Below are 13,638 nucleotides of genomic sequence, written 5' to 3' on the forward strand. Positions count from 1 at the left end.
ATTTATAAATGTCTGTTATCGATGATTCGGTTTAATTTTCCTCCTTCACTTTTCGGAAGTTCATCAACTTGATACAATTTAACATTCATTCCTAATCCAATATTGTCTCTAATTTTTTTGTGAATATTAGAGATTAATTTGCAACATGCATGATTAGATTCGTCGTTCAAATTATCACAAGTGAAACCTTGGCTTGCAAAATAGTCAGGATTAATTTCAAATCCAACTTCTACAGCATCCATATTTTTAGGTTTTGTTAAAACTACTTGATAATTTGGCGATAATTCTGGAAATTCTGGAATAAAATCAGCGATTTGTGTGTGAAAGAAATTTACACCTCTAATAATCATCATATCATCTGCACGACCAATAATTGGTCCCATTTTGATATGCGTTCTTTTCTTAGAATATTCGTACGTAAGGGTTGTGATATCTCCCGTCCAATAACGCACCAATGGTAAAGCTTCTTTTGTTAACGTTGTAATCACTAAAACTCCAGGTTGTCCATAAGGCACAGGCTCACCTGTTTTCTCGTCTACAATCTCTGGAAAGAAGTGGTCTTCCCAAATGTAAGATCCTGTTCCTTGCTCTTCATAATCTTCATTAGATACACCAGGTCCGATAATTTCGCTCAATCCATAGATATTAGAAGCTTTGATGTTTAAACTTCCTTCTACTTCTTGGCGTAAGGCTTCTGACCAAGGTTCTGATCCCAAAATCGCAAACTTAAGATTTAAGCTTTCTAATGATTCGCCTCTTTTCTTGATTTCCTCAGCTACTGTTAATGCATACGATGGTGTTGCACAAATCGCATCAGCCTGAAAATCTTTCAACAACATGATTTGTTTTTCAGTATTTCCACCAGAAATAGGAACAACTGTCATTCCTAACTTTTCTGCTCCATAATGTAATCCCAAACCTCCTGTAAACAAACCATAACCATAAGCATTTTGTAATGTCATTCCTGGTTCGCATCCAGAAGCCGCTAAAGAACGTGCTACTACTTCTGAAAATAATTCGATGTCATTTTTGGTATAACCTACAACAGTTGGTTTTCCTGTTGTGCCGCTTGAACAATGTAAACGGATTACGTTGCTCTTTGGTTCTGCAAATAATCCGAACGGATAGTTCTCTCTTAAATGTGTTTTTTTGGTGAAAGGTAATTTGTGTAGATCTTCAACACCTTTGATGTCTTCTGGTTTTATTCCAGCCGCATCAAATGCTTCTTTATAAAAAGGTACATTGTTGTACACTTTTTGTAACATGTTTTGAAGTCTTTCGTTTTGAAGAACGCGCAATTTTTCAATTGGCATTTGTTCTATCTCGGGATTAAATATCATAATTTTTGCAGATTTTGATTTTTGATAATAACAAATTTAATCAAAAAAACTAAAAAAACTAACGTTTGTTAGTTTTTTTAGTGTAAAAAATACAATTCTTATTAATTATTGCCTTTTTAATAAGATAAAACACTATTAATCAATGTTTTTAATTTTTCAGCATTGGGTAACATCTCTGCTTCCAAAGTCGAATTTAATGGAATTGCTGGCATATCTTGCGCTCCTAACACACGAATTGGTGCATCTAAGTACTCAAAACACTCTTCATTAATTAAGCCTGAAATACTCTGTGCAAAAGAGTTTTGCTTCGCTTCTTCTGTCAAAACAATACAACGATTGTGTTTTTTTACACTATTAAAGATTGTTTCTTCATCTAACGGAACTAAAGTTCTTAAATCGATAATTTCGACTTGATTAGGAAAATCCTTTGCCGCTTGTTTTGCCCAATACACTCCCATTCCGTATGTAATAATCGAAACAGAATTATGATTTTGAGAAGATTCAGCCGTTAAAACTTCACGTGCTTTACCAAAAGGCAATACATAATCTTCGTCCGGCTCAACTGTCGCAGCATCTTCTGTTCCTTTTATTTTACTCCAATACAACCCTTTGTGCTCTAGCATTACCACAGGATTTGGATCGTAATAAGCTGCTTTCATCAAACCTTTCAAATCCGCTCCAGTAGATGGATACGCAATTTTAATTCCTTTAATATTCGTCAAAACACTTTCTACAGAACTTGAATGATAAGGTCCTCCGCTTCCATACGCACCAATTGGTACACGTAAAATCATGGAAACTGGCCATTTACCGTTTGATAAATAATTAGAACGTGCCACTTCTGTAAACAACTGATTCAATCCTGGCCAAATATAGTCGGCAAATTGCACCTCAACAATTGGTTTTAAGCCTACTGCAGACATTCCAACCGTAGATCCGATTATAAACGCTTCTTGAATTGGTGTATTAAATACACGATTTTTACCATATTGTTTTGCTAAAGTTGCCGCTTCACGAAAAACTCCACCTAAACGCAATCCTACATCTTGTCCATATAATAAAGCTTCTGGATGTTTTGCCATTAATTCACGAATCGCAAATAATGCAGAATCTACCATTACTGTTTTATCTTTTCCTTCTGGAGAACGATTTCCTTTTTCTTCGTTAATCGGTGTTGATGCAAAAACATGCGTATATAAATCTTCAGAACGTGGATCTTCTGCTTTTAATGCTTCTTGATATTCTGCCTGAACTTGTTCTTTTATCTTATTCTCAATTTCGATTAAATCATTTTCATCGAAACCATCATTTAATAATGTATTCTTTAATTTATCATAAGGATCACGAGATTGCGCCTCCTCCAAATCATCTCTGTACCATTCTTTGCGAACGCCAGATGTATGATGATTCAATAAAGGAACTTTTGCATGAACCAAAATCGGACGACGTTCTGTACGAATAATTTCAATTGCACGTTGAATCGTTTCATAAGAAGCTAAAAAATCCGTTCCATCAACCACAAAAACTTCCAAACCATTGAAACCTTTTGCATAATGAGCGATATCTTGTGCACGAATTTCATCTGCCGAAGCCGAAATATCCCATTCATTATCTTGAACCAAATATAAAATTGGTAATTGTTTCAACGCTGCCATTTGGAAAGCTTCTGCCACCTCGCCTTCCGTACAAGACGCATCTCCTAACGAACAAACTGCAATTGGTTTTACTTCTTCATTGCAAAGACCTTCTAATTCTTTGTACTGCATTCCCATCGCAATTCCCGTTGTTGGAATCGCTTGCATTCCTGTTGCACTACTTTGATGCGGAATTTTCGGCATATTATCACGGCGCAAACTTGGATGAGAATAATAGGTTCTTCCTCCAGAAAAAATATCGTCGCGTTTTGCCAATAATTGCAACATCAATTCGTAAGGAGTAATTCCGATTGATAGTAACATTGCATCGTCTCGGTAATATGCACTTAAATAATCTTGCGGTAATAATTGTAATCCTGTTGCAATTTGAATTGCTTCATGTCCACGCGCTGTTGCATGTACATATTTGCTTGTTACAGCTTTATTTTCTTCGTATAATTCGGTTAAAGATTTTGCAGTAACCAATAATTCGTATGCTTGTTTAAGTAATGTTGTTGTTGATAATGTGGTTTCCATTCTGATTAAATTTGCGTGTTAACATCCCAATTCTCCATGTAATCTGAAATTCGTTTCAAGAAAACGCCTCCCAAAGATCCGTCTATCACACGATGATCAAACGAAAGTGACAAATACATAAATTGCCTCGCCACAATAATATCTCCGAACTCAGTTTCCAAAACCGCAGGTTTTTTCTTGATCACGCCAGTCGCTAAAATTGCCACTTCAGGTTGATTGATAATTGGCGTTCCCATCAAATTACCAAAAGTTCCCACATTACTTATTGTAAACGTTCCTCCACGAACATCATCTGGCGAAAGTTTATTATTTCTTGCTTTATCTACAATTGAATTTACACCTTTTACTAAACCTTCTAAATTTAATTCATTGGCTTGATGAATGACAGGAACAATCAAATTATTACTTGGTAAAGCAGTTGCAATTCCAATATTTATCTCATTGTGTTTGATTATTTTAGTCTCAGTTTCATCAACTGATACATTAATCATTGGAAAATCTTTAATTGCACGAACAACACAATCTACAATTAACGGCGTAAATGTCAATTTTTGTTTGTATTTAGCTTCAAAAGCAGCTTTATTTTCTTCGCGCCATTTCACAAAATTCGTAACATCAGGTTCTACATAAGCCGTCACATGAGGCGAAGTTTGTTTACTCTTTTTCATGTGTTTTGAAATCAATTGACGCATTTTATCCATCTCAATAATTTCATCTTTCGCTCCATAAGAAGAACTTGAAACTATATTATTTTTATTTAAAGTATTACTTGAATTATTAGTTGTAAATGGTTTATTTTGAATATAATTTAATACATCATTTTTCGAAATTCTTCCATCACGACCAGAACCTTTTATTTGTGAAATATCTGTTGATTGAAGATTTTCTTTTTGGATAATACTTTTTACCAAAGGTGATAAAAATTGATTTGTATCGATTGAATTTATAACTTGCGAAGTTGTAACAGTTTCAATCTTTTTTTCTTCAACATTTTCAGTTTTTTGAGCTGATTGTTGTTGAGTTTCTGAAGGCTCAATTAAAGCGAAAACTTCTCCTATTTTTATTTCATCTCCTTCATTAAATCTAAACTCAATAATTTTTCCAGCAGTTGTAGAAGGCACATCAGAATCTACTTTATCCGTCGAAACTTCGGCAATTACTTCATCTTCTTGAATGAAATCGCCAACGTTTTTTGTAAAACGAACCAATTGTACAGACTCTACACTTTCTCCCAATTTTGGAATCGTTAGTTCTATATTCTTCATTTTATTTGTTTGCAGTTTTGAGCGTTGAAGATAATGATTTTTTATAAAAACTAATGAATGTTAGTTGAAATATTCATTAGTTTTACGCAAATTAATTAAACAATGGAAGATATTTTTGTTGGGATATGGTTTCTTTTTGTATTAACAATGACCTTTTTACCTATAATGTGTTTAATACATGTTATTACACATCAATTTAGAAATTTAAAAACAAAATTTCTATGGATTTTTGTTGTAGTATTAATTCCATACTTAGGTCCTATTTTATATTATTTAAAAGGTCGAAATATGGTTATAAATAACTAAAACCTCATCACCAAACCAACTCCCGCTTGATTATTTTGATAAACAGGAAAAAACATTGTCGCCACTTTTGATTCTTTATTTTTTGGAGAAAACCAATTGTTAATCGTAGGAAATAACCAATACGCCAATTCCGTAGATAAAATCCCTATTCCCGCTCCAGCAACAACATCTCCAACCCAATGGCGATTATTGATAACACGATAAACACCTGTAAAAGCTGCCAAAGGATATCCAGCCAAACTCAACCAAAAATTAGAATCTTGATATTCTCGAAACATAAATTGAGCCGTAGAAAATGCATTCGCCGTATGTCCAGAAGGAAAAGAAAGATTGTTTGTACCATCGGGTCTTTCTTCTTGTACAGTGTGTTTTAGCCCCATCACCAAACCTGTATTGATGATTTGAGATGTTGCAAAAATAATTGTACGATCTCGTAAATTATGTTTCCCTTGAACGCCAGCCAAATTCAATCCATAAACCGCTGCTGCAGGTAAATATTGTGTATAATTATCAAATTTATTTCCTTTTGTTTTATCTTCTAAAATTTCGTTTTGAGTAGATTTATTCAAATTATCCAATGCTGGAATTGCCAAACTCAGACTTCCATATGTAATTAAAGTCGCAGGAATAATCAACTTTTTGGCGTTGAAATGATAAACTTTATCTTCTGGATTAAATATTTGCTTTGGAATAGAATCAAGTTGAATAGAATCGGTTTTAGTTTGCTGAATTGTATCTTGTGCATTCCCTTTTATAGAAAATATTGAAAGTAATACACAATTCATGACTATCGTTTTTGTTTTAATTTGGTTCATTTTCACATTCATTTTATTGAACAAATGTATTTGAAACCTCCTTACACAAAACTTAAGATTTGATTAAGAAAAAAGCCATTAGAAATAATCCAATGGCTTTAAAAAAATATCTATTTATAAATTTCCTCGACGTTCTTGCTCTCTTTCTAAGGCTTCGAACAATGCTTTGAAATTCCCTGCTCCAAACGATTGCGCTCCATGACGCTCGATAATTTCGTAGAATAATGTTGGACGATCTTCGACTGGTTTCGTAAAAATTTGTAACAAATAACCTTCTTCATCACAATCAACCAAAATTCCTAAATCTTGTAACTTCTTGATATCCTCATCAATTTCACCTACACGTTCTGGAATCATATCGTAATAAGCCTCTGGTGGTGCAGATAAAAACTCAACTCCGCGAGATTTAAGCTCTGTAACAGTTTTTACAATATCCTTAGTTGCAACAGCAATGTGCTGCACACCTTCTCCTTCGTAAAAATCTAAATATTCTTCAACTTGAGATTTCTTTTGACCTTCTGCAGGCTCATTAATAGGAAATTTTGAATAACCATTTCCGTTACTCATTACTTTCGACATTAATGCTGAATATTCTGTATTGATTTGCTTATCATCAAACGATAAAATATTTACAAATCCCATTACATCTTGATACCAAGCTACCGCCTCGTTCATGCGATTCCAGCCTACATTACCAACGCAATGATCTACATACAACAAACCACAATCTGTTGGTTGATATGTTGATTCAGATTTCACATAACCTGGCATAAAAGGACCTTCATAATTTTTACGCTCAATAAACATATGAATCGTTTCACCATATGTGTAAATTCCAGACATTTTTACTTCACCAAACTCATCTGTAATAGTAGTTGGCTCCATATAAGGTTTTCCTCCACGTTTTGTTGTTTGCTCAAAAGCATCGTACGCATCATCCACCCAAAGTGCTAAAATTTTAACTCCATCACCATGTTTCATTGCATGTTGACAAATTGGTGAGTCTGATTTTAAACCTGAAGTTAAAACTAAACGTATTTTACCTTGTTGTAAAACATAAGAAGCTCTATCTCTCACTCCTGTTTCTGGTCCTGCATACGCAACTTCCTGATATCCGAAAGCAGTTTTATAATAATGTGCAGCTTGCTTCGCATTTCCTACATAAAACTCGATATAATCTGTTCCATTGATTGGAAGAAAATCTTGTGCTAATGCTATTTTTTCAGCAAATGTTTGTGTACTCATTTTTATGGTGTTTTTTATTTTATTGTATTATGTAAAAAGTAAAATGTATTAAGTTTTACTATAATTATTTAGATTCTTCGACAAGCTCAGAATGACAGTTACGCCAAGCTTAATTTATTTCAGCTTTTCTTCAAATTAACTTATGAGATATTGAAACAAGTTCACGATGACTTTTATTAAATCTTTTCTTAGATTCTTCGACAAGCTCAGATGACAACGAACTTAGAACTTAGAACTTAGAACTTAGAACTTAGAACTTAGAACTTAGAACTTAGAACTTAGAACAAAATTAAAATCTCTTAATAAAGCCAAGATTTATAATAATCTGGATCTTCTATTTCTAACGCTTGTTCAGTTAACATCAATGGTCTGAAAGGATCAATCATCACCGCTAATTCGTGTGTTTCTTTCGCTCCAATTGATTTTTCAACTGTACCTGGATGTGGACCATGCGGAATTCCTGCCGGATGTAATGTAATTTGCCCTTTCTCAACCGATTTTCTCGACATAAAATCTCCATCAACATAATATAAAATCTCATCAGAATCTACATTACTATGATTATAAGGCGCTGGAATCGCATTTGGATGATAATCGAAAAGACGCGGAACAAAACTACAAATCACAAAACCTGCACCTTCAAAAGTTTGATGAACAGGTGGCGGTTGATGAATACGTCCTGTAATTGGCTCGAAATTATGAATAGAAAAAGTCCATGGATAATGATAACCATCCCAACCTACAAAATCGAAAGGATGAGTTCCATAAACGTAAGGATAAATTAATCCTTCTTTTTTGATCATAATCTTGAAATCTCCGTGTTCATCATTTGTTTCAAGATTTTGAGGACGTTTAATATCGCGCTCGCAAAAAGGCGAATGTTCCATTAACTGTCCAAAATGATTGCGATAACGACGAGGTGTTTCAACTGGGCTAAATGATTCTGTAATAAACAATCGGTTATTAGAATCATTAAAATGAAGTTGATAAATAATTCCACGTGGAATCACTAAATAATCTCCATATTCAAATTCAATTTGTCCATAACCAGTTTTTAAAACTCCAGAACCTTCGTGTATAAAAATTACTTCATCCGCCATCGAATTTTTGTAGAAATAATCAGTCATCGATTCTTGTGGCGCAGCCAATGAAATATGCAAATCATTGTTAACCAAAACTGGTACACGAGATTCTAAATAATCTTTGGTAGGTTTTACTTTAAAACCTTTTAAAGAGGTATGTTTTAAATGTTTTGCGCGGGCAATTTTTGGCTCTACCGAATAAGGTTCGCTAATCGCTTTTACCAAAGTTGGTGGATAACAGTGGTAAACATTGGAATACGTACTCGAAAATCCATGCGTAGAAACTAATTCTTCTGCATATAATTCTCCATTTGGTTTTCGGAATACCGTATGTCGCTTTTGTGGGAATTCTCCCAAATGATGATAAAGTGGCATATCGTATTTTGTTTGTTATTTTGATGAAAAGGGATATAGATGACGAAATTCGTCAACAAATAATCTGCAATATTCTAGTGTGAATATTGAGCAAATACAATTTTGGAAAGTAAAGCAGAAGTTTGCTTATTCATTCCAACAAATAAAGGTTTAATATTTTCTTTAATTGTTTGCATTTCTTTTCTGTGGTTATCTCAAAGATAGAAACATTTTTTGATTGTACAAAATACCTTACTAAAAAATGCTTTACAACAATTATTTTCAATATCTTTAAAAAACTACATATAACCCGTAGTGCATTATTGAATTAGATTAATTTTGGCTTGATCCAAAGCGAACCAAAAAAATCAAGTCCGTGCATACAAGTCGGTCAATAATTACTACTCACTAAATGCTTTAGAACATTCGCATAAGAAATGCGAACATAAATCATTGTTAACGCTCACTACGCCGAATTGACGCTCGACTCTTCAGCAATGACGGTTTTAGAACTCGTTGTTATAAATGGAGTTGAATATTGAAAAAGGAATTAAAAAAATCCGACGATTTAGAATCGAAATGCGATTCAACTCTAAATTATTGAAATAAAAAAGTTGGAGTGTTTGAGTGGAGCGAGTTACCAACTTTATGGAAATAATTTAGTAAGTTGAATCATTGAGAGACTACTGTCGGCATCTTTTTTTGTTTCGTTTTTTTGGATGCTCTTCCCCGAAGGGCATATGAATACCAATAATTAAAATAAACAGGAAATGAATAAAAAATGAAAGGAAGAAATGAAAATAAAGAAAAGGAATACCTGAGCCATACCATGGCTCCTCCTTTTAATTTCAAATGTTTTTTTGGATAAGCTTCCCCGAAGGACATATGAATACCGATAATTAAAATAGATATTCAATGAATAAAAAAGTGACAAAAGATTTCTCGATACCTCGAAATGACATATTGAATGCGATTCTGAGACAAACCCAGAATGACAAAATTCATTGGTTAAAAAGAATTTGAATATTAATAAGAGTTAAGCGTTAAGCGTAGAACGTAAAACTTAATAAAAACCGACATTAAAACTCACACGTTAAGAAAATGGTTGAATGTAACGTAAAAAAGGTTTTAGCCGTAGGGTTTGTAAAATCTTTAGTGAAATGAGAACATTTTTAGTAGTGAGGTTTACAGCCAAGCCTGCCGAAGTATTGATTACTTTTTTGTTCTCTTCCTTGTAAGGCATATGAATACCAATAATTAAAATGAACAGGAAATGAATAAAAAATGAAAGAAAGAGATTCTTAGATAAGATAAACTCAGAATGACAGCAAACAAATTGTATTTCAATTACAAATTCTCAAGCTGAATTCATTTCAGCTTCATATTATCGTCAGTCAGAGTGACGTTTGTAAAACGTTGTATCGAAGACTTAGACGAGAAATAACGACTACTCACTAAATGCTTAACTATGTTCATTTTTAACTTGACACAAAAACATTTGAAATTAAAAGGAGAAGCTCTAGTAGAGCTTAGGTACATTTTTAAACTTTTACCTTAATGCAAAGTCTGTGCTAACAGAGTATGTGATTACAAAACGTCAAGACTGCGATTATCGACGTTCAATCTTCATTTTACTCACTAAAAATATTAAATGACTCGCTATCGCTCACTAATCTTTTTTACGCTCGTTTCAATGGATTGAATCTCGTCTGCAAATCGTATGTCGCCTTTAAAATTCTTATTTACAGTAATCTCAACTCTTCAGCAATAACGGTTTTTAATTCATTGTTAAAGGTGAAAATCAGTTGTTTTATTTCCATCGTAATATACATTATCAATTCCAATATGTCCAATACCATTTAACTGTGTTCCAACACCTGTCCAACCGTTAACCAATTCATCGTTAAAACTAAATTTATTAGGACCTAAAGTCTGTCCACCTTGTTCTCCTGGTTGAATATTGTAAAGATTGAAACTACGATGACGAAGAGCAGGAAGAGTTTTATCGATCGGAATAGCTAAAGAAAGAGTTTTTCCTTGTTTTACCAATTTAATCGACTGCATAACCAGTTCGGGCGTAATCAGATTTGCAGCACCTATTTTCGTCTCCTTTTCCATAAGGTGATGTTTGTCAACTGGTATCTTTCGGATCAATTAAAGTTTTATCTTGTGCGTAACCAGTAGCTGCTCCAAATAAAAGCATTCCAATAGCTACAAATTTGATTATAGGTTTTGTTTTCATCTATTTTCTTATTTTTAGATTTTCCCCAATTCTGTATTGATGAATTTCATTTCTTCAGCAGAAATAGTAATATCCATTGCTTTTGCATTGACTATCGCTTGTTCAGCATTTCTTGATCCAGCTAAAACAATCGAAATAGCAGGTTGTAAACTTGTCCAACGTAAAACTAATTGTGAAAGTGTAGCTCCTTTTTCTGCTGCAATTGGAGTAATTGTTTCAAGGAAAGTTTTTACTTTATCTAAATCAAATTGTTGGAAATAACCATTTCTGTGGTCATTATCTTTCAGTTTTCCATCTTTAAAGTATTTTCCGGTAAGTAAACCTCTTTCCATTGGACTGTACACAATAATTCCTAAATCATTATCCAAAGCATAAGGAACTAAATCCTGCTCTACTTCTCGGTTCAGCATACTATATCTAACTTGATTACTCACGATATTTAGTGTTTTACGCGCTTCTTCTACTTGATCCACACTGTAATTACTTACACCAGCAGTACGAATTTTACCTTGTTGAATTAAAATTTCCAAGGCTTCCATCGTTTCTGAAATTGGCGTTGTAGCATCTGGCCAGTGAATTTGCAATAAGTCGATATAATCCGTTTGTAAACGTCTTAGACTGTCTTCCACTTCTTTAATAACACTTTCTTTTGACGAATATTTATAAACAGGAATTGCTTTTCCATTTTCTTCTGCATCAAAGAAAAATTCACCTTTTCCGTTATTACTTCCGTCCCAAACTAAACCGAATTTTGTTAACAATTGAATTTTTGTTCTATCATAACCTTTTATAGCTTCACCAATCATTTTTTCGCTCAATCCAAAACCGTAAAATGGCGCTGTATCCAAAGTTGTTACACCATTTTCGATAGAAGCTTGTACCGATGCAATACTATCTTTTTGCTCGTTTCCACCCCACATATTTCCACCAATAGCGAAGGCTCCGTAAGTGATTGCTGATAATTCTAAATCTGTATTTCCTAATTTTCTGTATTCCATTTTTTATAGTTTTTTTGTTAAATAAATTTGTGGTATTTCTTGTAATTTTTCGACAACCAATTTGCCAAATTCTAAGATATAAGACTGTTGATTATGCTCATCTAAACCCTGTTGATCTCTCCAAATTTCGTAGAAAACAAATGTATTTTCGTCCTGCGAACCTTGATGCAAATCATACTGATATTAGCGTCTTCTTTTCTGGTTTCTGTAACCATATTCTGCAAAACAACTGTTACATCTTCGCGATATTCAGGTTTTGCTTTAATAACTGCTGTTAGGTAAATCATACCAATTCTTTTTCTTTAATGAATATGTTTTCTAAATGTTCTCTATATGCTATACGGTAATTTTCGATACGTTCTTCAGTTGCATTTTTTTCCAAGTCGTGGAAATGGAAACCGTTTATTCTACTTAGTCCTGCAAACTGATTCATTTTGTGGAAACCAAATAAAACACCCTCATCAACTGTTTTTTGATCGAAAAATTCTCCTTCTAAAGTAAAAGCCGTTTCTGGCGCATTCCATGTCGTATTAACCATATATTTTTTACCTTGCATCAATCCACCTGTTCCGTAATTAATTGCTGGATTTTTGCGTGAACGACCATCATTTCTATAAATTCCATTTTCATGTCCAGCCGTAAAAACTTCGTCGATATAATATTTCAAGCGATTTGGAACTTGAAACCACCAAATAGGAAAATGGTAAATAATCAAATCTGCCCATTTAAAATTCTCTACTTCTTCAAAAGCATCAAATTCATCATTTATATTTGTAACACGAAAATCAAAACCTTTTTCTTGTAAAAATTCTGTTGTCCAATTATTTAATGTTTTATTGAAAGCTCCACCTGAATGGGCAAAGTTTTGCGCTCCGTTGATAATAAATATATTCATTTGTATAATTTTAATTATTGATAGTGTAAATTTCTATCATATTTATATATTATACAAATAACTTAAATTATATACTTTTATCAGAATAGTGATAGATTAATTTATCGACTCTTTTGTTTATCAGCTATAACAATTGTTTTTCTTCCACCAATGCCATTTTTATCATAATCGTATACTTTAGGGATTTCACTCAATAGAAAAAAACTGACTAACTATAAGGTTAAATTTTGTGTTTGATATATTTAATTATTCGGATATACTTACGATGGTCTTTCCTGAACCCTGACCACTTTGAGCGTAAAGATGAGCTTCAGCTACATGATCAAAATCAAATACTTTATTAATAAGTGGTTTTAATTTTGATTGTCCAACCCAAATAGTTAACTGATTCATTATTTCTTTTAATTTATCGATTCCTTGCAGATTATAATAAATCAATGGAGTAATCATATATACAAAATGAAGGTTTAATGCTTTTTGGTGTAAAATTGAAATATCAATCTTTTTATCTCTAGTAAGAGTAGAGACAATCGAACCATTTATCTTAGCAAGCGCAAAACTATTGAATAGATTCTCTCCTCCAACATTATCAAATACAACATCATATCCCTGCCCATTAGTATACTTATCAATAATCTGATTTATATGCTCTTTTTTATAATTAATGGTATAATCTGCTCCTAATTTACTTGCTAATTTTGCTTTGTTTACACTTGAAACCATTGCATGAACCTCTGTTTCACAAATTTTTGCTAGTTGTAACACAACATGGGATTTATAGCACTAGCTTTTACTTTGATTAGCACTTGATCTGGTAAAACCTGTGGTTTTAACACTTCTATTTGCTTAAAAACCTTGTGAGTATCTCCATATTAATCAATTTATAGATACTTTCATATTAAACTACCCGTAGTGCATTTAGATA

General features: G+C 33.0%; 13 protein-coding genes. 1 reads left to right on the forward strand and 12 read right to left on the reverse strand.

The genetic code is table 11. The features are described from left to right. Positions 1-2 precede the first annotated feature (2 nt). From B4J88_RS11990 to B4J88_RS12000, 3 genes are all read right to left on the reverse strand, one after another. The gene (locus B4J88_RS11990; protein ID WP_221855025.1) at positions 3-1,340 is read right to left on the reverse strand and encodes a phenylacetate--CoA ligase family protein; all 1,338 of its coding nucleotides are present in this window, start codon (positions 1,338-1,340) and stop codon (positions 3-5) included. 116 nt (positions 1,341-1,456) lie between these two features. After that, complete coding sequence (locus tag B4J88_RS11995; RefSeq protein ID WP_291067729.1) at positions 1,457-3,511, reverse strand: alpha-ketoacid dehydrogenase subunit alpha/beta; 2,055 nt, start codon at positions 3,509-3,511, stop codon at positions 1,457-1,459. A 5-nt stretch (positions 3,512-3,516) separates the two neighbouring features. Continuing rightward, complete coding sequence (locus tag B4J88_RS12000) at positions 3,517-4,776, reverse strand: dihydrolipoamide acetyltransferase family protein (protein WP_125350266.1); 1,260 nt, start codon at positions 4,774-4,776, stop codon at positions 3,517-3,519. A gap of 165 nt (positions 4,777-4,941) precedes the next feature. Here B4J88_RS12000 and B4J88_RS15225 point away from each other — a divergent pair, with 165 nt between their 5' ends. Continuing rightward, positions 4,942-5,082: a PLD nuclease N-terminal domain-containing protein gene (locus tag B4J88_RS15225; RefSeq protein ID WP_407933297.1), complete on the forward strand. Its 141-nt coding sequence runs from the start codon at positions 4,942-4,944 to the stop codon at positions 5,080-5,082. Here B4J88_RS15225 and B4J88_RS12005 read toward each other — a convergent pair. The 9 genes from B4J88_RS12005 to B4J88_RS12040 all read right to left on the reverse strand — a co-directional run bounded on the left by B4J88_RS12005 (position 5,079) and on the right by B4J88_RS12040 (position 13,478). Next, entirely contained in the window at positions 5,079-5,867 is a 789-nt protein-coding gene (locus B4J88_RS12005) for a phosphatase PAP2 family protein (RefSeq protein ID WP_260509578.1), read from the reverse strand. The two genes, B4J88_RS15225 and B4J88_RS12005, sit on opposite strands and share 4 nt — an antisense overlap. Before the next feature lie 144 nt (positions 5,868-6,011). Continuing rightward, entirely contained in the window at positions 6,012-7,142 is a 1,131-nt protein-coding gene (gene hppD, locus B4J88_RS12010) for a 4-hydroxyphenylpyruvate dioxygenase (RefSeq protein ID WP_115000329.1), read from the reverse strand. A gap of 299 nt (positions 7,143-7,441) precedes the next feature. After that, positions 7,442-8,599 (reverse strand): homogentisate 1,2-dioxygenase, encoded by a 1,158-nt coding sequence (locus tag B4J88_RS12015; protein WP_291067730.1) that lies wholly within the window; start codon positions 8,597-8,599, stop codon positions 7,442-7,444. 1,767 nt (positions 8,600-10,366) lie between these two features. Then, positions 10,367-10,696, reverse strand: a complete 330-nt coding sequence (locus B4J88_RS12020) for a hypothetical protein (RefSeq protein WP_260392018.1) — start codon at positions 10,694-10,696, stop codon at positions 10,367-10,369. Between the two features lie 138 nt (positions 10,697-10,834). Further along, positions 10,835-11,818: an aldo/keto reductase gene (locus B4J88_RS12025; RefSeq protein ID WP_125350264.1), complete on the reverse strand. Its 984-nt coding sequence runs from the start codon at positions 11,816-11,818 to the stop codon at positions 10,835-10,837. 3 nt (positions 11,819-11,821) lie between these two features. Then, entirely contained in the window at positions 11,822-11,989 is a 168-nt protein-coding gene (locus B4J88_RS15170; protein WP_311394748.1) for a putative quinol monooxygenase, read from the reverse strand. Beyond that, positions 11,920-12,105 carry a hypothetical protein gene (locus B4J88_RS12030; protein WP_311394749.1) on the reverse strand — a complete coding sequence of 62 codons (186 nt, stop codon included), beginning with the start codon at positions 12,103-12,105 and terminating at the stop codon, positions 11,920-11,922. Before B4J88_RS12030 ends, B4J88_RS15170 begins: the two co-directional genes overlap by 70 nt. Then, a complete protein-coding gene (locus B4J88_RS12035; protein WP_125350263.1) occupies positions 12,102-12,713 on the reverse strand; it encodes an NAD(P)H-dependent oxidoreductase in 612 nt (203 codons plus the stop codon). Before B4J88_RS12035 ends, B4J88_RS12030 begins: the two co-directional genes overlap by 4 nt. Before the next feature lie 246 nt (positions 12,714-12,959). Beyond that, positions 12,960-13,478 (reverse strand): zinc-binding dehydrogenase, encoded by a 519-nt coding sequence (locus B4J88_RS12040; RefSeq protein ID WP_125350262.1) that lies wholly within the window; start codon positions 13,476-13,478, stop codon positions 12,960-12,962. Between the last annotated feature and the right edge of the window lie 160 nt (positions 13,479-13,638).

This window comes from Empedobacter sp. UBA5036, assembly GCF_002415215.1.
Lineage (GTDB): Bacteria > Bacteroidota > Bacteroidia > Flavobacteriales > Weeksellaceae > Empedobacter > Empedobacter falsenii_B.

Bases quoted from the DNA above. Each gene is read 5' to 3' on its own strand.
- B4J88_RS11990 (WP_221855025.1), bottom strand. From the start codon at position 1,340: ATGATATTTAATCCCGAGATAGAACAAATGCCAATTGAAAAATTGCGC.
- B4J88_RS11995 (WP_291067729.1), bottom strand. From the start codon at position 3,511: ATGGAAACCACATTATCAACAACAACATTACTTAAACAAGCATACGAA.
- B4J88_RS12000 (WP_125350266.1), bottom strand. From the start codon at position 4,776: ATGAAGAATATAGAACTAACGATTCCAAAATTGGGAGAAAGTGTAGAG.
- B4J88_RS15225 (WP_407933297.1), top strand. From the start codon at position 4,942: ATGTGTTTAATACATGTTATTACACATCAATTTAGAAATTTAAAAACA.
- B4J88_RS12005 (WP_260509578.1), bottom strand. From the start codon at position 5,867: ATGAATTGTGTATTACTTTCAATATTTTCTATAAAAGGGAATGCACAA.
- hppD (WP_115000329.1), bottom strand. From the start codon at position 7,142: ATGAGTACACAAACATTTGCTGAAAAAATAGCATTAGCACAAGATTTT.
- B4J88_RS12015 (WP_291067730.1), bottom strand. From the start codon at position 8,599: ATGCCACTTTATCATCATTTGGGAGAATTCCCACAAAAGCGACATACG.
- B4J88_RS12020 (WP_260392018.1), bottom strand. From the start codon at position 10,696: ATGGAAAAGGAGACGAAAATAGGTGCTGCAAATCTGATTACGCCCGAA.
- B4J88_RS12025 (WP_125350264.1), bottom strand. From the start codon at position 11,818: ATGGAATACAGAAAATTAGGAAATACAGATTTAGAATTATCAGCAATC.
- B4J88_RS12030 (WP_311394749.1), bottom strand. From the start codon at position 12,105: ATGATTTACCTAACAGCAGTTATTAAAGCAAAACCTGAATATCGCGAA.
- B4J88_RS12035 (WP_125350263.1), bottom strand. From the start codon at position 12,713: ATGAATATATTTATTATCAACGGAGCGCAAAACTTTGCCCATTCAGGT.